The 22,429-nt window shown below is 37.6% G+C and carries 19 protein-coding genes and 1 other annotated feature (1 of these 20 only partly in view); of the genes, 18 read left to right on the top strand and 1 reads right to left on the bottom strand.

The genetic code is table 11. From position 1 onward, the window contains the following. Window positions 1–6: a binding site (T-box leader), on the top strand; it begins 233 nt to the left of the window's first position. A gap of 72 nt (window positions 7–78) precedes the next feature. Then, the gene (gene pheS, locus MLD65_RS07320; protein ID WP_243291214.1) at window positions 79–1,113 is read left to right on the top strand and encodes a phenylalanine--tRNA ligase subunit alpha; all 1,035 of its coding nucleotides are present in this window, start codon (window positions 79–81) and stop codon (window positions 1,111–1,113) included. 16 nt (window positions 1,114–1,129) lie between these two features. Beyond that, window positions 1,130–3,541, top strand: coding sequence for a phenylalanine--tRNA ligase subunit beta (pheT, locus tag MLD65_RS07315; RefSeq protein ID WP_243291213.1), 2,412 nt, complete (start codon window positions 1,130–1,132; stop codon window positions 3,539–3,541). 180 nt (window positions 3,542–3,721) lie between these two features. Here pheT and rnhC read toward each other — a convergent pair whose 3' ends face one another. Continuing rightward, window positions 3,722–4,660 (bottom strand): ribonuclease HIII, encoded by a 939-nt coding sequence (rnhC, locus tag MLD65_RS07310; protein ID WP_243291212.1) that lies wholly within the window; start codon window positions 4,658–4,660, stop codon window positions 3,722–3,724. 152 nt (window positions 4,661–4,812) lie between these two features. Here rnhC and zapA point away from each other — a divergent pair, with 152 nt between their 5' ends. The 16 genes from zapA (at window position 4,813) to MLD65_RS07230 (ending at window position 22,243) form a co-directional block, all read left to right on the top strand. Then, complete coding sequence (gene zapA / locus MLD65_RS07305) at window positions 4,813–5,070, top strand: cell division protein ZapA (RefSeq protein WP_243291211.1); 258 nt, start codon at window positions 4,813–4,815, stop codon at window positions 5,068–5,070. 8 nt (window positions 5,071–5,078) lie between these two features. Further along, the gene (locus tag MLD65_RS07300; protein WP_243291210.1) at window positions 5,079–5,633 is read left to right on the top strand and encodes a CvpA family protein; all 555 of its coding nucleotides are present in this window, start codon (window positions 5,079–5,081) and stop codon (window positions 5,631–5,633) included. A gap of 181 nt (window positions 5,634–5,814) precedes the next feature. Beyond that, a complete protein-coding gene (polX, locus tag MLD65_RS07295) occupies window positions 5,815–7,548 on the top strand; it encodes a DNA polymerase/3'-5' exonuclease PolX (protein WP_243291209.1) in 1,734 nt (577 codons plus the stop codon). Window positions 7,549–7,574: 26 nt separating this feature from the next. Further along, on the top strand, window positions 7,575–9,941 hold the full coding sequence (locus tag MLD65_RS07290; protein ID WP_243291208.1) for an endonuclease MutS2: 2,367 nt from the start codon (window positions 7,575–7,577) through the stop codon (window positions 9,939–9,941). A gap of 15 nt (window positions 9,942–9,956) precedes the next feature. Then, a complete protein-coding gene (locus MLD65_RS07285; RefSeq protein ID WP_243291207.1) occupies window positions 9,957–10,367 on the top strand; it encodes a DUF350 domain-containing protein in 411 nt (136 codons plus the stop codon). Between the two features lie 321 nt (window positions 10,368–10,688). Beyond that, complete coding sequence (locus MLD65_RS07280; protein WP_481748502.1) at window positions 10,689–12,413, top strand: long-chain-fatty-acid--CoA ligase; 1,725 nt, start codon at window positions 10,689–10,691, stop codon at window positions 12,411–12,413. A 127-nt stretch (window positions 12,414–12,540) separates the two neighbouring features. Beyond that, window positions 12,541–13,128: a TetR/AcrR family transcriptional regulator gene (locus MLD65_RS07275; RefSeq protein WP_243291274.1), complete on the top strand. Its 588-nt coding sequence runs from the start codon at window positions 12,541–12,543 to the stop codon at window positions 13,126–13,128. A 238-nt stretch (window positions 13,129–13,366) separates the two neighbouring features. Next, the gene (locus tag MLD65_RS07270; protein ID WP_243291205.1) at window positions 13,367–14,140 is read left to right on the top strand and encodes an enoyl-CoA hydratase; all 774 of its coding nucleotides are present in this window, start codon (window positions 13,367–13,369) and stop codon (window positions 14,138–14,140) included. Window positions 14,141–14,216: 76 nt separating this feature from the next. Then, complete coding sequence (locus tag MLD65_RS07265) at window positions 14,217–14,990, top strand: electron transfer flavoprotein subunit beta/FixA family protein (RefSeq protein WP_243291204.1); 774 nt, start codon at window positions 14,217–14,219, stop codon at window positions 14,988–14,990. 147 nt (window positions 14,991–15,137) lie between these two features. Beyond that, window positions 15,138–16,118 (top strand): electron transfer flavoprotein subunit alpha/FixB family protein, encoded by a 981-nt coding sequence (locus tag MLD65_RS07260; RefSeq protein WP_243291203.1) that lies wholly within the window; start codon window positions 15,138–15,140, stop codon window positions 16,116–16,118. 166 nt (window positions 16,119–16,284) lie between these two features. Continuing rightward, window positions 16,285–16,599 (top strand): thioredoxin, encoded by a 315-nt coding sequence (gene trxA / locus MLD65_RS07255; RefSeq protein WP_243291202.1) that lies wholly within the window; start codon window positions 16,285–16,287, stop codon window positions 16,597–16,599. A gap of 142 nt (window positions 16,600–16,741) precedes the next feature. After that, entirely contained in the window at window positions 16,742–17,938 is a 1,197-nt protein-coding gene (locus tag MLD65_RS07250) for a hypothetical protein (protein ID WP_243291201.1), read from the top strand. Window positions 17,939–18,118: 180 nt separating this feature from the next. Next, the gene (locus MLD65_RS07245; RefSeq protein WP_243291200.1) at window positions 18,119–19,069 is read left to right on the top strand and encodes an NAD-dependent epimerase/dehydratase family protein; all 951 of its coding nucleotides are present in this window, start codon (window positions 18,119–18,121) and stop codon (window positions 19,067–19,069) included. Then, window positions 19,053–20,006: a lysylphosphatidylglycerol synthase transmembrane domain-containing protein gene (locus tag MLD65_RS07240; protein ID WP_243291199.1), complete on the top strand. Its 954-nt coding sequence runs from the start codon at window positions 19,053–19,055 to the stop codon at window positions 20,004–20,006. Before MLD65_RS07245 ends, MLD65_RS07240 begins: the two co-directional genes overlap by 17 nt. A 19-nt stretch (window positions 20,007–20,025) precedes the next feature. Further along, window positions 20,026–21,519 carry an alkaline phosphatase family protein gene (locus tag MLD65_RS07235; RefSeq protein WP_243291198.1) on the top strand — a complete coding sequence of 498 codons (1,494 nt, stop codon included), beginning with the start codon at window positions 20,026–20,028 and terminating at the stop codon, window positions 21,517–21,519. Then, entirely contained in the window at window positions 21,476–22,243 is a 768-nt protein-coding gene (locus MLD65_RS07230; protein ID WP_243291197.1) for a glycosyltransferase family 2 protein, read from the top strand. The genes MLD65_RS07235 and MLD65_RS07230 overlap by 44 nt, the downstream gene beginning before the upstream one ends. Window positions 22,244–22,429: the final 186 nt, after the last annotated feature.

The following is a 22,429-nucleotide window of genomic DNA, read 5'->3' as shown; positions in this document are numbered from 1 at the left end:
CCTTATATAGGGGCGAGTTTTTTATTGCAAAAAAATAACCTTGCACAACAGAGGATTTTGATAAAAAGGAGGATATTTATGCAAGAGCAGTTATTACAGCTTCGTGACGAAGCGCTTGAGCGTATTCAAGAGGCGACGGATTTAAAAATGTTAAATGAGGTCCGTGTCTCCTATTTAGGGAAAAAAGGACCCATTACCGAAGTACTCCGAGGTATGGGAAAATTATCGAAAGAAGAGCGACCAAAAATTGGAGCGCTTGCCAATGAAGTACGTGAAGCGATTGCGACAGAAATTTCAAATAAGCAATCAAAACTTGAGCAAGAAGAAGTTGAAAAGAAACTTGCTCAAGAAACGATTGATGTCACATTGCCAGGACGTCCTGTCCGAGTAGGAAATCATCATCCGTTAACAGCTGTTATCGAAGAAATTGAAGATTTGTTTATCGGAATGGGGTATACGGTGGCAGAAGGCCCAGAAGTGGAAACAGATTATTACAATTTTGAAGCATTAAACTTACCAAAAGGACATCCTGCTCGTGATATGCAAGACTCTTTCTATATTACGGAAGAAGTATTAATGCGTACGCACACATCGCCTGTTCAAGCAAGAACGTTAGAAAAATATAAAGGGCAAGGACCTGTTAAAATTATTTGTCCTGGAAAAGTATATCGTCGTGATAACGATGATGCGACACATTCTCATCAATTCACACAAATTGAAGGCCTTGTTGTCGATGAAAACATCCGGATGAGTGATTTAAAAGGGACACTTGAAGTATTTGCGAAAAAACTATTCGGTGAGGATCGGGAAATTCGTTTGCGTCCGAGCTTCTTCCCATTTACAGAACCTTCTGTTGAAGTTGATGTATCGTGCTTCTCATGTGCTGGTAAAGGGTGTAATGTATGTAAAAGAACAGGATGGATTGAGATATTAGGAGCAGGTATGGTACATCCAAATGTACTTGAAATGGCTGGGTTTGATTCGAAAAAGTATAGTGGATTTGCGTTTGGAATGGGACCTGAACGTATTGCGATGTTGAAATATGGAATTGATGATATTCGTCATTTTTACACAAATGATGTCAGGTTTTTAAAACAGTTTAAGCAGGCGTAAGGAGGATTTTCTAAAAATGTTCGTTTCTTATAATTGGTTGAGCGAGTATGTTGATTTAACGAATATTTCGGCGGAAGAGCTAGCCGAAAAAATAACAAGAAGTGGAATTGAAGTTGAAGGGGTTGAAGTGAAAAATGATGGCATAAAAGGCGTCGTCATTGGTCACGTTTTAGAAAAAGAACAACACCCTAATGCTGATAAATTAAATAAATGTTTAGTCGATATCGGTGAAGAAGAACCTGTTCAAATCATTTGTGGTGCACCTAATGTCGATAAAGGTCAAAAGGTAGCGGTTGCAAAAGTCGGGGCTGTACTTCCTGAAAACTTTAAAATTAAAAAAGCGAAACTTCGTGGAGAAGCATCACATGGGATGATTTGTTCATTACAAGAGCTTGGAGTAGAAGGGAAACTTGTTCCGAAAGAATATCAGGAAGGAATTTTCGTCTTCTCAAGCGACGTAGAAGTCGGGCGTGATGCGTTAGAAGTGCTAAATCTTGATGACAAAGTGCTTGAGCTTGGTTTAACACCGAATCGTTCGGACTGTTTAAGTATGCTCGGTGTTGCCTATGAAGTAGCAGCGATCTTAAAGCAAGATGTGAAGCTTCCAGAGCCGTCATTTCAGTCAATTGATGAAAAAGCTTCAGACTATATTTCCGTAAAAGTGGAAGCGTCAGAAGAAAACCCATTATATGCAGCGAGAGTCATTAAAGATGTGAAAATTGCACCATCCCCTTTATGGATGCAAACACGTTTAATGGCAGCGGGCATTCGCCCACACAATAATATTGTAGATATTACAAACTATGTATTACTTGAATACGGGCAGCCACTACACGCATTTGATTATGATCGTCTAGGTTCAAAAGAAATTGTCGTTCGAAAAGCAAAAGATGGGGAGCAAATCGTAACATTAGACGAACAAAAACGTGTATTAACAAAAGATCATCTCGTTATTACGAACGGAAGCGAGCCGGTAGCACTTGCGGGTGTCATGGGTGGAGCGAATTCAGAAGTACAGGATGATACGAACACTATTTTACTTGAGGCTGCTTATTTCCATCCTCAAACCGTTCGTAAAGCTTCGAAAGATCACGGTTTACGTAGCGAATCTAGTGTTCGTTTTGAAAAAGGAATCGATCCAAACCGTGTCTTAAAAGCGCTCGAACGTGCGGCGCAATTAATGACTGAATTAGCAGACGGCAAAGTATTAGATGGAATTGTTGAGGTAAATACACTTGATGTTGAGCAGAAAATCATTTCGATAAGTGCTGAGCGAATTAATCGTTTATTAGGTACAGCAATTGAAACGAATGAAATGGTCGCTATTTTTAAGCACCTAAAGTTTGAAGTGACAGAACAAAATGGGATGATGGAAGTAACGGTTCCAACACGTCGTGGTGACATTGCAATTGAAGAAGATTTAATTGAAGAAGTCGCACGATTATATGGATATGATCACATTCCAACAACATTACCTGTAGCTTCTCAATCGCCAGGAATGTTAACGGACTATCAAAAAAAGCGTCGTAAAGTACATCGCTATTTAGAAGGTGCAGGACTATATCAAGCCATTACTTACTCATTAACGAGTGAAGAAAAAGCGCCATTATATGCTCTTGAAGAAAGTGAATTGACACGTTTATCTCTGCCAATGAGTGAGGATCGCAGTGTTCTTCGTCTAAGCTTAATCCCTCATTTAATAGAGGTCGTAAAATACAATAATGCAAGACAGCTAGATGATGTTGCTTTGTATGAAATTGGTTCTGTGTTCGTATCAGAAGGTAATGTTCAGCCGACAGAAAAAGAACGTCTTGCCGGAATTATAACAGGTACGTGGCATGAGCAATTATGGCAAGGGGAGAAAAAGAAAGTAGATTTCTTTGTCTTAAAAGGAGTGCTAGAAGGCTTATTCGATGTGTTAAACCTTTCTTCTTCCATTACGTACAAACAAGCGAAACGTGAAGGAATGCATCCAGGTAGAACGGCTGAAATTTATTATGGAGAAGAGCTTGTCGGCTTTATCGGACAGCTTCATCCGAACGTTCAAAAGGATTATGACTTATCAGAAACGTATGTTTTTGAACTATCGCTTTCGAGTATATTAACGACAGAAACGGCTTCTGTCGTTTACGAAACGATTCCGCGCTTTCCTTCCATCACTAGAGACATTGCGCTTGTTGTGGATCGAACTGTTTCTGCTGGTCAATTGAAAGAAACAATCATTGCTGCAGGTGGTAAGCTGTTGAAGGACGTGAAAGTGTTTGACGTTTACGAAGGTGAGCATTTAGAAGCTGGTAAAAAATCAGTCGCTTTCTCCTTACGTTACTTCGACCCTGAACGTACATTAACGGATGAGGAAGTAACAAAAGCTCATACTCAAGTACTTACAGCAGTAGAAGAGGAGTTTGGAGCAACGTTACGTGGATAACAAAATCGCTAACGCGACTTTGTTAGAGGCCAGAGTTAAGAGGCCAGTATAGTTGAAACCGGCGAAATAGCCGATTTCAATTATCCGCACATGGAAATCAGCGGTTTCTTATAGCCGAATAAGGGTGTAAGATACAAGTTTAGTTACGTTTAAAAAGAAGGTGCAGCCATGCACCTTCTTTTATTGCTTATAAAAAAGTTTTTTCGCCTTTTCCGTGTTGGCAAAATGATATTTAGTGAAATGGTATAGGGACTTTTCTCCTTTTAACTTAATTAATTTAGCCCCCGCTTCATCTACCTTATGTCCCGCTCCTTTTGGTAAAGTAAATTCTGCTTCAGCTGACAATTTATCCATCTCTTTTAAAAAGGCATATCGAGAAATAATGGATGCACAAGCGACGGCGATGTGAATACCTTCCGCTTTCGTACTAAAGTATGTTCGGTTTTTTAAGGGTATTTCTTTATTTATGTTATGACGAAAATAAATATCAGGCTGAACGAATTGGTCAATAAGCACAGCTTCAGGAATTGTAGGTGCAATTTTTTTTCGTACATGATTAATCGCTTGATTGTGCAGCACTGCTTTCATCTTTCCTTGGCTCATTCCTTTTTTCTGAAGTTCATTATACTTCTCGTTATGTAAAATAAGTAAGCTATACGGTACTTTGTGAATGAGCTTTTGCGCAATTGTGCGAATGTGTGTGTCGCTTAAATTTTTTGAATCTTTGACACCTAACTGCTTTAGCGCATGAATGTTTTCTTTGTCAACATACACAGCAGTCACTGTAATGGGACCGAAATAGTCACCTGTACCTACTTCATCTGAACCGATGACGGACATAGATGAAATGTTATTAGGTGGTTGATAGGGAGAGGACTCGTTTAGATGTTTCGATTGTTTCGGTTTGGAAGCTTCTTTTTCTCCCCACTTAGCTGCTTCTATCTCACTTTTTGGCCCTTGAAACAAAACCTTCCCAGAATGGTAAGCTGTAATTGTACAACCGTCTACTTTTGCGGTAAATAATGCACCTTGTGGAACTTTATCGTGAAAATACGGCTTGTAATGCTCGTTGATTTGTTCCATGCTTGTTTTGTTTACTTTTATAACACAATTAGACAAAAAAAGAACCTCGCTTTCAAAAATTTCTATCTACTATCATACCCTTAGGCGGATGTTCTTTCCATAAAGTAATTAAACATGTTATGATTATGTTTAGGATTTTGTCTGTTCATAATCGGAAAAGTTTCAATGAATAGGATGGAGGATTTGCTTTGTCTGAACAACCTAAAAATAAAACGACCGTTGATATATATGGTCAACAATTTTCCATTGTTGGTCGCGAATCTACAAGTCATATGCGTATGGTTGCTTCGATTGTAGATGAGAAAATGAGAGAGATTAGCCGTAAAAATCCAACACTTGATATAAATAAATTAGCTGTTTTAACTGCTGTAAATGTTGTACATGATTATATAAAATTAAAGGAACAGTGTGAGAATCTAGAAAAACAATTGCAAGAAAAGGACTGAAAACGAAAATGCTAGATTTAATTTTACTATTCTTTTTACTAGTAGGTATTCTTGTCGGCTTAAAACGAGGCTTTATTTTGCAAATTATTTATTTTGCAGGCTTTATCGTTGCGTATATCGTGGCTGTTATATATTATGATGATTTTGCACCGAATTTACGTCTATGGGTACCGTATCCGGAAGTAGGAGAAGCAAACCAAGTTTTTTCATTATTAAACGGGGAACATATGGAAGAATCGTATTACCATGCAGTCGCTTTTGTCATCTTGTTCATTGGGACGAAAATTGTGATGCAAGTGATTGGCTCAATGCTAGATTTTGTCACGATGCTCCCTATTTTAAAACAAATGAACCGTCTTATTGGAGGTGTATTTGGGTTTGTTGAAACGTACTTAATTATGTTTATCATACTTTTTATTGCTGCACTTTTGCCCATTGAAGGCATTCAACAATTACTAGACAAATCTATATTGGCTAACTTCATGGTCAATCATACACCTTATTTTTCAGATAAAATACATGAGCTTTGGATAACGTATATTGGAAACGGTCAAGCCGTTTAATGTGATGGGGACTTATTGGCCGTTATAAGATAAAGGACGAGGTGATCTGAAGGTCCCCATCGTCCTTCTCTTTTTAATGGTAGGATTTAAATGTAATTAGTAAGTCACTAACGATTAACGTTGAATATAAAAGTCATCCATTTCTAAAAATCTATAGTAGGATAGGATGGAGGTAAAAAGGATGGTCATGAATAAAAAGAAAGTGATTCAATTACTAGAAATGATTGCTATTTATATGGAATTAAAAGGGGAAAATCCATTTAAAATATCAGCCTTTCGAAAAGCAGCTAATGCGTTGGAACAAGATGAACGCAGCCTTTCTCATATTGAAGATTTTACAGCAATTACTGGAATTGGAAAGGGTACGGCTGCCGTTATAAATGAGTTCATTGAAAGCGGGACGTCTGAAGTGCTTGAGTCATTAAAAAAAGAAGTACCTGAAGGACTTATTCCCCTCTTGAAGCTCCCCGGCTTAGGTGGTAAGAAAATTGCTAAGCTATATCATCAATTAGGTGTTTCTGATGTTAAAACATTAAAAAAAGCTTGTGAAGAACATAAAGTTCAAACATTAGCGGGTTTTGGGAAAAAAACAGAAGAAAAAATATTAGCGGCGATTGAAGAGCTAGGGAGTCGACCAGAACGATTAAGTCTTGCTTACATGCTCCCAATTGCAGAAGAAATCGAACATTGTCTTCAATCATTTGAGGGTGTTATCCGTTATTCGCGAGCAGGAAGTTTACGAAGAGTGAAGGAAACGGTGAAAGATTTAGACTTTATCATTGCTACAGATGAGCCAAGAATTGTTCGCGAACAACTATTGAAGCTTCCAAACATCGGTGAAGTTATTGCAAATGGTGATACGAAAATATCGTTACAACTATTGTATGATGTACATGTAAACGTTGACTTTCGTCTCGTTGAACCGAAAGCATTTGCAACGACATTACATCACTTTACCGGATCAAAAGAACATAATGTAAAAATGCGTCAGTTAGCGAAAGAACGGGGAGAAAAAATTAGTGAATACGGTGTTGAAAACTTGGAGACTGGTGACGTGAAAACGTTTGAATCAGAAGAGCAGTTTTTCGCACATTTTTCCCTCCCATATATTTGTCCAGAGCTCCGAGAGGATGGGACAGAGGTAGATCATCTTCCGGATTCCCTCATTTCTTTCGAGCATATTAAAGGTGATTTGCACATGCACACCACTTGGAGTGACGGTGCTTACTCTATTCAAGAAATGGTTGAGGCATGCAGACAAAAAGGATATCGTTACATTGCCATTACAGACCATTCTCAGTTTTTAAAAGTGGCAAATGGATTAACGCCAGAGCGTTTAAAGGCTCAAAGGTCTGAAATAGAAGAGCTACAAAACTTTTATTCGGATTTTACCATTCTAAAAGGGATTGAAATGGATATATTACCTGATGGTACGCTAGACTATGAAGATGAAGTGTTACAAGATTTAGACTTTGTCATTGCCTCTATTCACTCAAGTTTTAATCAGCCACAAGAAGTAATTATGGAACGATTAAAAACAGCTCTATACAACAACTATGTTGATATGATTGCCCACCCGACAGGAAGGCTTATCGGTAAACGAGAGGGGTATAATGTAGATATTGAACTACTTCTTGATTTAGCAAAGGAAACGGATACGATACTAGAATTGAATGCGAATCCGAACCGATTAGATTTATGTGCCGACTATGTAAAAAAAGCCCAAGAAAAAGGGGTTAAAATTGCGATAAATACAGATGCGCATAATCTTGAAATGTTAGAACATATGAAAATTGGCGTGTCCACTGCTATAAAAGGCAACGTGAAGCACGACAATGTTATAAACACATGGGATATTGATAAATTAAAAGATTATTTACAAAAACGAAAACGTAAACACGCCCGTCAACGTTGAGCGTTATGAATCAGGAGGTATGTCATTTGCAACACCGGGTATTAGACGTTTTAGAGTTTTACAAAATAAAAGAAAAATTAAAGCAGCATGCGTCATCTTCATTAGGGAAAGAAAAAGTAGATGAATTAATGCCTTCAATAAATGTCGACGAAGTGCAAAGATGGCAAGATGAAACAGATGAAGCAAGTACCATTTTGCGATTAAAAGGACACGCTCCACTAGGTGGATTAAAAGATGTGCGGGCACATGTGAAACGGGCAAAAATCGGTGGAGTGCTCAGTCCAATCGAATTAGTAGAAATCTCAGGAACGTTGTATGCTTCAAGGCAGATGAAGCACTTTATCGAAGAATTAGTAGAAGAACAAGAGGTGAACTTACCTTTCTTTATTGATTATGTTCGTCAAATCACCATCTATACAGATGAAGAGAAGAAAATAAAGCGTTGTATTGACGATAATGGTGAAGTGTTAGATAGTGCAAGTGAGGTGCTTCGATCAATCCGTTCGAGTAAACGGGCAACAGAAGCTCGTGTACGGGAAAAGTTAGAATCAATTATTCGTTCAAGTGCAGCACAAAAAATGTTGTCAGATGCCGTTGTCACGATTCGAAATGATCGATATGTGATTCCCGTGAAACAAGAGTATCGAGGGGCATATGGCGGAATCGTCCACGATCAGTCATCTTCTGGTGCTACGTTATTTATTGAGCCCCAATCCGTTGTGGACTTAAACAATACGTTAAATCAAATTCGTATAAAAGAAAAGCAAGAGATTGAACGAATTTTATCGGAGTTATCGAGTATCATTGCAGAACATGGGGATGGCATTCTTCACAATGTAACGATGATGAAAGAAATTGATTTTATGTTTACAAAAGCACGGTATGCAAAAGCATTAAAAGCAACAAAACCTTCTATTAATGACGGAGGAATTATTAAGCTATATCAGGCTAGACACCCTTTGTTAAAACAAGAAGAGGTTGTCGCCAATGATATTGAGCTAGGGGAACATTATACATCCATTGTGATTACAGGTCCGAATACGGGAGGTAAGACCGTTACGTTAAAAACGATTGGCTTATTTACATTAATGGCCCAATCTGGTTTGCACATTCCTGCGCTAGATGGTTCCGTTATGTCCGTTTTTGATGAAGTTTATGCGGACATTGGGGATGAACAATCCATCGAACAAAGCTTAAGTACATTCTCTTCCCACATGGTGAATATTGTAGATATTTTAAAAAATGTAGGCGATCGTTCACTCGTTTTATTTGATGAGTTAGGTGCTGGAACAGACCCGCAGGAAGGGGCAGCTTTAGCAATTTCCATTTTAGATGAAGTGATGAATCGCGGTGCACGTGTCATTGCCACAACCCATTATCCTGAATTAAAAGCGTATGGATATAATCGAGAAGGGGTCATCAATGCAAGTGTTGAATTTGATATTGAAACACTTTCACCTACTTACAAATTATTAATTGGCGTACCGGGCCGAAGCAATGCTTTTGAAATTTCCAAACGTCTCGGCTTAAGTGAACGTGTTATCGAACGTGCAAAGTCACACATAACAGAAGACCGTAATGAAGTGGATTCAATGATTGCATCGTTAGAGGAAAGCAAAAAGCAAGCAGAAATCGAGTTAAAAGAATCTAATTATTTAAGAAAAGAAGCGGAACAATTACATCGTGAATTACAACAACAAATCATCGAATTTAATCAACAACGTGACAGACTTTATGAAGAGGCTGAGAAAAAAGCGGCTATGAAAGTTGAGGAAGCGAAACGAGAAGCTGAAGAGATCATTCGAATGCTTCGTAAAATGCAAAAAGATCAACGTGCGACGATTAAAGATCACGAATTAATTGATGCTAAGAAACGATTAGAATCCGCAATACCACAATTTGAAAAATCAAAAATGAAACAAGAAGCTGAGAAGAAAGCATCGAGAAGAAAGCTCCAGCCTGGTGACGAAGTGAAAGTGATTAGTTTGAATCAAAAAGGACATTTACTAGAAAAAGTAAATGATGGAGAATGGCAAGTTCAAATTGGAATTTTAAAGATGAAGGTGAAGGAAGCGGATTTGGAATATAAGAGTCGTCCGAAACCAGTAGAAGATAAGCCGTTAGCGACGGTAAAAGGAAAAGACTATCACGTGTCGTTAGAGCTTGATCTTCGTGGAGAACGTTATGAAAATGCTTTATTACGAGTAGAGAAATACTTGGATGACGCGATGTTAGCTGGTTATCCGAAAGTCAATATTATTCATGGAAAAGGCACAGGTGCACTCCGTCAAGGTGTTCGTGAATATTTAAAGAACCATCGTTCCGTCAAATCGATGCGTTTTGGTGATGTGTCAGAAGGTGGAAATGGCGTTACGGTTGTAGAACTTAAATAAGTTGAGGGGACGAATATGAATCCATTTTGGGAACATGAGCTTGTACAAACAGCAGCTTATTACAGTGTTGTTGTTTTATGCGGAATTGTCTTTTTAGCAATTTTTGAGCTTGTAACAAAATATAAAAACTGGGATGAAATAAAAAAAGGAAATTTAGCTGTTGCGATGGCGACAGGTGGTAAAATATTCGGGATATCAAATGTATTTCGTTACTCGATTGAACAGCATAATACGTTACTTGAAATGATTGGCTGGGGATTGTATGGATTTACATTACTATTATTAGGGTACTTCATTTATGAGTTTTTAACTCCACGTTTTAAAATTGATGAAGAAATTCAAAATGATAATCGAGCAGTCGGCTTTATTTCCATGGTGATTTCTATCGGTTTATCATACGTAATTGGAGCAGGAATTGGGATTTAAGGGAGAGTAGAAATGGAGACATTAGCAAAAGTATTATTAGTACTATGTGGTGTTTTTATTGTAATAGGCATGATTTACTTACTCTTTTTTGTTTAAATAACATACTTGAAAATGTTGTGTCTAAGGAATAGGCACAGCATTTTTTATGTAAGAAATAGTTTTCAGGGATTATTGCCACCTAGCCCCCGAGTCAAATAACTTTACGACGTAAGGAAAAACTCCTTTTCATTGTAAGAATCCTTTACTGGGGTGGAGAAAGGTACTGTTGATTTTTTATAAAAATCTAAAAATAAATTAATTTCTGAAATTAATTTTGTTATAATGATAAAAAAGGTTCTAAAAGGGGGCGAATGGATGGAATATAAAAGGCCGTGGTATAAGCATTATCCACCCGAAATTCCGCAGGAAATCTATTGGGAGAAAAAGCCACTTCATCAATATTTGAAAAATGCAGCTGAGGAATTTACGGATCAAACAGCTATTTATTTCTTAGGTAAGGAGCTAACCTTTCACGAGCTGTATGAACAAACATTAAAGATGGCTAATTATCTTCAAAAACTAGGGGTTCAAAAAGGTGATCGAGTTTCTATTATGCTTCCAAACTGTCCACAAGCTGTTATCGCTTACTATGCGGTTTTAGAAGTTGGAGGTATCGTTGTTCAAACAAACCCATTATATACAGAAAGAGAACTAGAATATCAAATGAAAGATAGTGGAGCAACTCTTATTGTGACGCTTGATTTACTTTTCCCAAAGGTGTCAAAAGTGAAAGCGCTAACAAATTTGGAGCATATCATTGTAACAAGTATAAAGGATTACTTACCTTTTCCTAAAAATGTTCTGTATCCAATCGTTCAGAAAAAGCAAAACAACATTGTTGTGCAAATTGAAAAAAGTAACGATGTACATCCGTGGAAACATTTACTGAAGACGTCTGAAGCGAATGAACTTAATATTCCGATTAACGTTGAGGAAGATGTTGCTATTTTGCAATATACTGGAGGTACAACAGGCTTTCCGAAAGGTGTTATGCTAACACATAATAATTTAGCCTCCAATACAAAAATGTGCTCTGTATGGCTCCATGATTGTGAGCGTGGGAAAGAATCGATCTTAGGAATTTTACCGTTTTTTCATGTATACGGAATGACAACGGTGATGAATTTATCGATAATGGAAGGCTATAAAATGATTTTAGTACCGAAGTTTGAAGTGCTTGATGTATTAAAAGTTATTGATAAGCAAAAACCTACTCTTTTCCCAGGTGCACCGACCATTTATATCGGATTATTAAATCATGAACAATTAAAAAAATACGATTTATCATCTATCAAATATTGTATTAGCGGTTCTGCTCCTTTACCTGTTGAGATACAACAACAATTTGAAAAAGAAACAGGTGGAAAGCTGGTCGAAGGGTATGGATTATCTGAAGCATCACCTGTTACTCATGGGAATTTATTACATTCGAACAATGGGAAAAGGGGGAGTATTGGAATCCCATGGCCGAATACGGATGCGGGGATTTATTCGTTTGAAAAAAGTGAAATGGCTGGACCGAACGAACTCGGTGAAATAATTGTGAAAGGGCCGCAAGTAATGAAAGGATATTGGAACAAGCCGGACGAGACGGATGCCGTCATTCGAGATGGCTGGCTTTATACAGGTGATGTCGGATATATGGATGAAGATGGATATTTCTATATTGTAGATCGTAAAAAAGATATGATTATAGCTGGTGGATTTAATATTTATCCACGTGAAATTGAAGAAGTTTTATACGAGCATGAAAAAATTCAAGAAGCCGTTGTTGCGGGTGTTCCAGATCCTTACCGTGGAGAAACCGTCAAAGCGTATGTTGTTTTAAAAGATGGCGTACAAATAACTGAAGAAGAATTAGACCAATTTGTAAGGAAGCATTTAGCGGCGTTTAAAGTACCAAAAATATATGAATTTAGAAAAGAATTACCTAAAACAGCAGTTGGGAAAATTTTGCGGCGCCAATTAGTTGAAGAAGAAAAGGAAAAGCTGAAAAAGGTTCACTAATTGCTGCCAGTAGCATTCAAGGCAGCTTTTTTTTTAATATTAAGAAGGATGGTTGACAATTTTTCAGCAAATTATTAATATTAAGTTATGAATGAATAATCATTCATTTTCGAAAGGAAGAGTTATGTTGAAAGATAAACGACCGAAATATAAAAAAATTATTGATGCTGCAGTTGTTATTATTGCAGAAAATGGTTACCACGCAGCACAAGTCTCAAAAATTGCGAAGCAAGCAGGAGTCGCTGATGGAACTATCTATTTATATTTTAAAAATAAAGAAGATATATTGATTTCTTTATTCAAAGAAAAAATGGGACTACATGTAGAAAAAATTCTTCATAAATTAGAAGGAAAACAGACAGCTTCAGAGAAATTATATACATTAGTAGAAAATCATTTCGCTCAATTTGTTCAAGATCCTCATTATGCCATTGTCACTCAATTAGAGTTGAGGCAAACAAATCGTGAGCTTCGTCAAAAAATCAATCAAGTATTAAAATCATATTTAAACGTGATTGATGACATCATTGAGCATGGAAGAATGACAAATGAGTTTCGACAAGACCTTGATCTCCGTATCGCTCGTCAAATGATTTTCGGAGTTGTCGATGAGATTGCGACAACGTGGGTCATGAATGATCAAAAGTACAATCTACTTGATCTTGTCCCTCCGGTATATGAGTTATTAATGAATGGGTTTGGCAAGAGGAATTAGCATCCGAATAAATCTTGAGATGCAGCCTCTTTTCAACATATAGGCTTTTTTCAAACGATGCTACGCTTAACAATAATGAATGACAGTGAAGATTGTTGTTCATTAAGTGAGAGAAGATGGTGAGCAAGCGTTCAGTCACTGATTGAGCTGCTTGTGCCTCTCTTTGTTATCCGTGAATAGCAATCATGTTGAAAAGAGCCAAAAAACATGTTTTACAAGGATAAAGGAGGAAAGTGGCTTGGAATTTCTGTCAGTCAAAAAAGAAAATCATGTTGCAACAATTACGTTTCATCGTCCACCTGCAAATGCTTTAGCGTCTACAGTTTTGAAAGAGCTTTCCAAATTGCTTAGCGATATTGAGCAAGATGATGACATTCGAGTAATCGTCCTCCATGGAGAAGGAAGATTTTTCTCGGCAGGAGCAGATATAAAAGAATTCACTACAATCGAGAGTGCTGAACAGTTTTCAAAACTTGCAGCAGATGGACAAGCGGTTTTTGAAAAAATGGAGTCATTCCCAAAACCGATTATTGCGGCGATACACGGCGCTGCTCTTGGTGGCGGACTTGAGTTAGCTATGGCTTGTCACATTCGTGTCGCAACAAAAACAGCTAAGCTAGGTTTACCTGAATTACAATTAGGTCTCATTCCAGGGTTTGCAGGGTCTCAACGCTTACCTCGCTACGTAGGTGAAGCGAAAGCGCTTGAAATGTTGTTAACGAGTGAGCCGATTACAGGTGAAGAAGCATACAAATATCGATTAGTGAATCATGTTGTCGATGAAGAAGAATTGATGGATCGAGTAATGGCGCTTGCTGCAAAAGTGGCGGAAAAATCTCCAGTTTCAGTTAAGGCTGCGATTGAACTTGCCTTTTATAGCAAAAATGAAAGATTCCAAGATGGAGTTAATAAAGAAGCAGAATTATTTGGAACAGTATTTACAAGCGATGACGCAAAAGAGGGGATTCAAGCCTTTATAGAAAAGCGTAAACCAACATTTGTAGGCAAATAAGGATAAATTCAAGAATGGGGAATCCTTGCATTTTAATAAATCAATATGTCTTAAACATAACAAAGGGGATGGAAACATGAATATTTACGTGATTATGAAAAGAACGTTTGATACGGAAGAAAAAATCGTCATTGAAAATGGCCGTATTGTTGAAGATGGTGCAGAATTTATTATTAACCCTTATGATGAGTATGCAATTGAAGAAGCCATTCAATTGCGAGATGAGCATGGTGGCGAAATTACCGTTGTAACAGTTGGTTCAGAAGAAAGTGAAAAGGAGCTTCGCACAGCATTAGCAATGGGCTGTGATAAAGCGGTTTTAATCAATGTGGAAGAGGATCTTGAAGATGGAGATCAATTTACGACAGCGAAAATTTTACATGAATATTTAAAAGACCAAGAAGTAGATTTAATTTTAGGCGGTAATGTAGCGATTGATGGCGGTTCAGGGCAAGTTGGTCCACGTTTAGCAGAATTATTAAACATCCCGTATGTTACAACCATTACGAGTATCGAAGTGGATGGAGAAAATGTGAAAATTGTTCGTGATGTGGAAGGGGATTCGGAAGTTATTGAAACAACGTTACCATTATTAGTAACAGCTCAGCAAGGGTTAAATGAGCCGCGCTATCCTTCCCTACCAGGAATTATGAAAGCGAAGAAAAAGCCACTTGAAGAGCTAGAATTAGATGACTTGGACATTGATGAAGATGATGTAGAAGCAAAAACAAAAACGTTAGAAATTTACTTACCACCGAAAAAAGAGGCAGGTAAAGTGTTACAAGGTGAGCTTCAAGATCAAGTGAAAGAATTAGTTTCGTTATTAAGAAGTGAAGCAAAAGTGATTTAATATACGGATGATGGGGAGAGACACGGTTTTAAAACTCCTTTAAATTGAGGCGAGACTAAAAAAGGGCTGGCTTCATACAAGTAACGTAACAATTTTACGAAAAGGATAGAGCAGTTCTTTAAAAAAGGAAAACAGGGGGAAAACAATATGGCACGTAAAGTTCTAGTATTAGGAGAAGTCCGCGACGGCGCGTTACGAAATGTTTCGTTTGAGGCGGTAGCAGCAGGGAAAGTTGTAGCTGAAGGTGGCGAAGTTGTTGCGGCTTTATTCGGTCATCAAGTAGTTGATTTAGCTTCTGAGATGATTGCTTATGGAGCGGATCGAGTTGTAACAATTGAGCATGACAAGTTAAAGGATTATACACCAGATGGTTATTCTCAAGCGGTAATGGCTGTTATTGAGGAGGAAAAACCAGAAGGAATCGTATTTGGTCACACGGCATTAGGAAAAGATTTATCACCAAAAATTGCTGCAAAGTTAAACTCTGGATTAATTTCGGATGCAACTTCTGTTGAAGTCGTTGGGGGAAATATTGTCTTTACAAGACCAATCTTTTCTGGTAAAGCGTTTGAGAAGAAAATCGTAACAGATGGTATGATTTTTGCGACGATTCGTCCAAATAATATTCCGGCTCTTGAAAAGGACGAGGGTAGAACAGGTGACGTATCTTCAATATCCCTAGATATTAAAGATTTACGTACAATTGTTCAAGATGTTGTCAGAAAAGCAACTGAAGGTGTTGATTTATCAGAAGCAAAAGTGATTGTAGCAGGTGGACGTGGTGTGAAAAGTGAAGATGGGTTTAAGCCACTCCAAGAACTAGCCGATGTGTTAGGGGGAGCAGTTGGAGCAAGTCGCGGTGCTTGTGACGCTGATTACTGCGACTATTCGTTACAAATTGGCCAAACAGGTAAAGTTGTAACACCAGACCTTTACATTGCTTGTGGTATTTCTGGAGCAATCCAACATTTAGCTGGAATGTCAAACTCAAAAGTAATCGTTGCCATTAACAAAGATCCAGAGGCAAACATTTTTAAAGTTGCTGACTATGGGATTGTCGGAGACTTATTTGATGTTGTGCCGATGTTAACGGAGGAATTTAAAAAGCTTAAAGTACACTCTTCTTAATAGAACGAGAAAGCTGTTGGTGATGCCAACAGCTTTCTGTTATCTAACATACATAAATGGAGAAAATTTCGGTTACATTAGACACGAAACAAATCATTCGCATCGTAACAAAGAAGATGATATACTTTCAACTATACAGAAAGTACCTATATAGGAGGAATTTATCATGGCAATTACAAATGCAACTGATCAAAACTTTGCACAAGAAACGAGTGAAGGCTTAGTATTAGCTGATTTCTGGGCACCTTGGTGTGGACCTTGTAAAATGATTGCTCCAGTTCTTGAAGAGCTAGATCAAGAAATGGGCAGTGATGTAAAAGTCGTTAAAATCGATGTTGATGAAAACCAAGAAACAGCTCAAAAGTACGGTGTGATGAGCATCCCTACATTACTCGTTTTCAAAAACGGTGAAGTAGTGGACAAAGCAGTTGGTTATCAACCAAAAGAAGCATTGGCTGCAATGTTAAACAAGCATAAGTAATGTGAAGAAAACCTCCTAAATTCGGAGGTTTTTTCATTTTTTGAAAGGAATTATATTGACAATGAGAATCGTTCTCCTTTATAATCAAGATTGTTATTATTGATAATCATTTTCACTATTACATAAAAGGGGAGCAACAATCATGAAAAAAAGAAAAGCCTTATCATTATTTGCAAGCGTCTTACTTGCAGGTGGAGTACTTGCTGCTTGTGCTGACGAAAAAGCAGAAGAAAAAGAATCAACGGCCACAGAAGAAACGGAAACGGCTGACGAAAAAGAAGAAGTAGCAGAAGCCTTAGCTGTTGAAACGCAAGTTACTGCTTATAATGATATGAAAACAGAACTTGAAAAAATGAAAGAAGATCAAAAAGTTGACTGGGATGTCGTAAATACGATTTATACAGAAAAGTTGCAAGCGGAAGTAAACAAAATCGATGAAACGGGAGAATTTGACCAAGCGATTTCAGCTGCTATCACAGCTGGTAAAAATGGTGAGCTAGAACAAAATATCGCTCGTCAAATAATTGATAAAGTGACACAATCTTATTTCTATCAAAAGCAAAAGAGTCTTCATAAAGATGTTGTTGCTTCTTTAGAAGCAGGAAAAAAAGATGAAGCAAAAACTTCTTTTGAAGAAATTAAACATTTAGCGAATGAACTATTTATTCCAACAGCAGTAAAGCGTGATGAGTATTATCAGCTTAAGGGTGAGCAAAGTTTAGAACAAAACATCAATGCGGGGATTGCTGCACAGGAAGAAGCATTAAATAATGAGAATGTGGAAGATTTCCAAGTGTTTAAACAGTTAACAGATAAATCCATTTACCGTAGCTACTATTTAGCAGCGAACTCTTATGCGGAAAAAATCGGAAAAGGCATTGAAGAAGGTACTGAAGAAGCTGAATTAAAAATTGAACAAGCAGAAGCTTGGGGATTCTTACAAGCGATTAAAGGATCACTAGCTGGTGGAGATGAAGAAGCTGCTACGAAATTAAATGAATTATTCTCTCTTGATCAAACAGACGTGAAAACAATTAATGCTGAAGAAGTCGATCAATTATTTACAAAAGCGATTTTAGGAAAAGCAAAAGGATATCATGAAAAAACAGCTAAAGCATTAGAGGCTGGAGAAAAAGTAGAGGCACGTGTTGAAGCGTTAGAAGGCAATATGTTTACAAAAATGATTGAACTTGAACTTCTTGACGTATTAGGTGAAGAAAAAACGAAAGAAGTATTTGAACATGCACAAAGCTGGTTCGATGCTGTAACAGCAGAAAATGCTGAAGAAGCAAAAACACATAGTGAAGCTGTCTTAACGTTATTACAAGAATTAGAGTAATTTGAAAGCCGCATTATGCGGCTTTTTCGTTGTGTGAGATATATAGTAGTGATAGTGCAAGGTGGCGCATAAAAATGGCTAGCTATTTTGTATTTTCATATGGAAATAATGATCATATTGCCTTTATTCGCAAGAAGATGTATATTGTTAGGATGAAATATAGTAGTTAAGGGTGTCATTATGAATGTTATTGTAACCGGAGGAGCTGGATTTATTGGAACGCATGTTTCACGTGCCCTTATATTAAAGGGGCATCGGGTACTCGTTTTAGACAATCTCCATCCGTATTATTCAGTTGAACGTAAAAAAGATCATCTCGCTTACATAAAAGAAGCCGGTGAATTTAATTTTCTAAAAGTAGACTTGCGGAACGAAACGGAAACGTTAAAAAGCTTTCGACTATTTGAACCAGATGCTGTTATTCATTTGGCAGCTTTACCTGGTGTGAGGAATTCTATTTTACATCCGCAAGAATATATCGATTATGATATTAAGGCGACGGTCAATGTTTTAAAAGCAGCCGGTGAAGCAGGTGTAAAACATGTCGTATTTGCCTCTTCTTCGTCCGTCTATGGGAATCGCCATCAAGAGCCGATGAAAGAGGAAATGGCGAACGGAAAGGTTATTTCTCCTTATGCTGCAGCAAAATATGGAGCGGAATCCTTTTGTTTTGCTTATGAGCATTTATACGGCTTTAAAGTATCGGTTTTACGATTTTTTACCGTATACGGCCCGTGGGGAAGACCGGATATGGCGATAGCTAAGTTTATACTGAAAGGGTTAAATAGTGAGACAATTGAGGTATACGACTTAAATTCAGCAAGAGATTACACGTATATAGATGATGCGGTAGATGGAATTTTACGTGTATTATTTCACAGTCCGAACTCTAATATTTATAATATTGGAAGCTCTTTACCAATCCCATTAACAGACGTCGTCGCTCTCATGAAACAACATTTTCCAGATATCAGGATGATAGAATCTACACCAAAGCTAGGGGATGTGACATGGACTTGGGCTGATATTTCAAAAGTGAATACAACAGTCGGGTATAAACCGAAAGTGACTTTTGAAGAAGGGTTCTTAAGGACGGTTGAGTGGGCGAAAAAGTATGTTCAGTACAAATAATTTAAAGCGCATTATTGGATTCACACTTTTTTTTCTTTGTATTTGGCTTATCGTGAACTATTTTGACCTTCAATCATTCATAAATCTTAGTAGATTTATTGTTGATCATCCGACTTTATTAACAGGAATGTTTTTTCTTTACCTCACGGCCTTTTTATTACGTGCCTATGCATGGTTTTTATATATTGGAAAAAGAGTGTCATACAAAGTATGTGTGAGCGGTGTATTTTATAGTATGTTCGTCAATCACCTCCTTCCTTTTAAAGGGGGAGATCTCGTTCGAATTGGAATCGGGACATTACATTCGCCTCAGAATATGAAAGCAGATGAAATCATTCATTCTGTTGTTATGATGAGAATAGTAGACGTGTGTATACTCGCGATTTTTTCTGCTTTTGGATTATATGTATGGATACATGAGGTCATCATTTCGATTCGATGGTTGTATGTTTTGGGTATTTGTGGACTACTAACATTTTTCCTGTTTTTTACTTTTAAAACCAAATTGAAAGGCTTTGTCATGCGCCATTTAACGATCATGAAAAATGGCCTAAGAGGAATGAAAGGGGTTGTAATCCTCTTTTCTATTATATTTAGCTGGATTTTAGAGGGATTTGTTCTATATTTTATTCTTTTAGGTGAGCCAACCTCTATTACCATAACGGAAGCGGTTTGGGTAAATAGTTTGACTGTTGGTGGGCAATTTTTTCAAGTGACACCTGGCGGAATTGCGACGTATGAAGCGATGATGACGTTTAGTTTAAATATCGTTCATGTTCCATACACAACGGCTTTTTCAGCGGCTATTCTTACCCATTTATTCAAATTTATTTTTTCATTTTTCGTTGGATTTATCGCTTACTTATTGGTCCCGATAAAAAGAGAAAAGATAACTGAGTTTCTTCGCAGTAAAAAACATGGATATAACCTTAAATAAACAAAAGGAGGGGATCATTTTGAAGCAGGCATCATCATTTGAAAAAGTCGCCGCGCGATGTTGGAATTTATTGAATGAAGGAAAGCCCTTTACTCCGATCTTCACAGTCGGGACGATGCTTCTATTTCATTTGCAGCATGTAACAGATTGGAAATTATTTCTTTCATTCCTACTCACAATGCCTATTTTCGTTCTTTATTATATTTTCGACTTTCCACTATTTTTGCGAAATTATTTGTGGATTCCGTTTGTTGCCTATCTCGTCATTTTTAATGTCGTTTCACTTCCCCTATTATGTTTAGCAGTGGGGCTTTACTTCTTTTTCACAGTCTTTTTTTGGGGAACACTTTATTATCATTTGCGAATTGGAACATCTTGGTTAAATTTTACCCGCTTTTGGAAATTAGTTTTAAAAAATAGTGATTCGACGAGTGGGAATGCGCAAGAACAATTGCCGAAATTTTTACTACTTCTTTCTTTATGGCACTATTTTTACGTTACAGACTTACGTGTACTAATAGGTGAACAGTGGTCTGTCATAGTAGTTTTTTACGTAAGTATCGCCTTATTTTCTTTTATTTTACATCGGTATTTATTTGATTGGAAACCTTCTGTCATTCCATCCTATACAGAAAATACACCTTCACCCACAGTGCCGAAAACGAATAAAGTCGTCGTCATTGTTATCGATGGAATGAGAAAGGAACGTTTTGAAGAGGCGAATACACCATTTTTAGACAAGCTTCGAAAAAACGGAACAGAGTACGCACAGATGGAAACCGTTTATCCTGCACGTACCGTCGTTTGCTTTACATCGATGTTTACGGGTACTTATCCGTTTGAACATGGGATTAAGTCTAACATGGTATGGAAGTTAGGAATTCGAGTCGAAAGTATTTTTGACTCGCTACGGAAGGTTGGGAAAAAAGGACGACTGCTTGGCATTGCACATTTAGTCGATTCAATGGGTGATGATGTGGAAACGGTGACAGCGGTTATGCATAAGGACCAAGCGGATCGAAACATTATGAATCGAGCTAAGCAAATTATGGAGGAACAAGATCCAGATTTATTTGTCGTTCAATTAATTGGAACGGATCAAATTGGACATAGCCGTGGCGTTTTGTATGATGAGTATATTGAAAAGATAGAGGAAGCGGATAAGCTTATCGAAGAGTATGTTGAATGGCTGAATTCAAAAGGAAAAATGGATGACACGACAATTGTTATTTGCGCTGACCATGGACAGGCAGATGGAATTGGAGGGCATGGACATCTTGATGAAGGAGAGCGATTCGTTCCATTTTTTATGGTCGGACCTTCTGTTGAAAGAGGAAAGGTCGTTCGTGAAAAGCATTCACTCGTATCTTTAGCACCTACGATCAGTTATTTGTTAGGTGCACCATTTCCAAGCCATAGTCGAGGTCCAGTGCTGCTAGAAGCAATCAAACAGTATGAAGGTGAAATGTATGACGAAACAACAAAAAGTAATTGTGTTTCTTCCAGCTTATAATGAGGAACAATCGATTGCGGAAGTCATAAAAAAAATACCGCGTTCGTTCCACCCAAATGTGATAGTGAAAGTATTAGTGGTTGATGATGGTTCACATGACCGTACTGTTGAAGTGGCGACAAAGGCCGGGGCAGATTTTGTTGTTAAGCACGATGAAAATAAAGGTCTCGGTGCAGCCGTCCGAACAGCTCTTGAGCACTGTGTTCAGCTTGGAGCAGATATTGGTGTTATGATCGATGCGGATAATGAATACCCTGCAGAACAAATTCCCAATATACTCACACCGATATTCAACGGTGAAGCTGATTATACGATGGGCTCTCGGTTTTTAGGAACAATAAATGGGATGAAGCTCCATCGTCGTCTCGGAAATTATTGCTTTACATGTTTACAAAGTTTATTATTGCGCAAGTGGATTTTTGATGGGCAGTCCGGTATGCGTGCATTTTCGAAACAAGCAATGATTCATGCTGAAATTATTCATGATTATAATTATGCACAAGTCATAACATTAAACCTTGTAAGGAAAGGGTTTCGTGTGAAAGAAGTTCCGATTACATACAAGGTGAGAACAAAAGGTGAATCCTTCATAAAATTTAAAGCGTATATGAGTTCTGTTTTACCTGCTATTTTAAACGAAATGAAGCGACCGGTTCAGAAAGTAGATATTAAGAAAGATGCTCACGTATTATCCCCATCAATAAAAAATGAAAAGATTTCATAACTTCATTCAGTGGGGGATATACATCCTGATAAGAGAAAGATAAAGAAAGTTGATCGTGTCAACTTTCTTTTTTAATAAAGATAAGACGTATAAACTTTGCACATAGTCGTGTCTAGCTCCAGGCGCCACCGGCTCGAGAGGTCGCAAGAGGATCTTCCAGAAGGGGAAAAGCAACCTTCTAGCCAA

The organism is Bacillus sp. FJAT-47783, from assembly GCF_022808615.1.
Lineage (GTDB): Bacteria > Bacillota > Bacilli > Bacillales > Aeribacillaceae > Bacillus_BZ.
The sequence above is the reverse complement of the archived record's forward strand: the minus strand, read 5'-3'. Positions and strand labels throughout refer to the sequence as shown.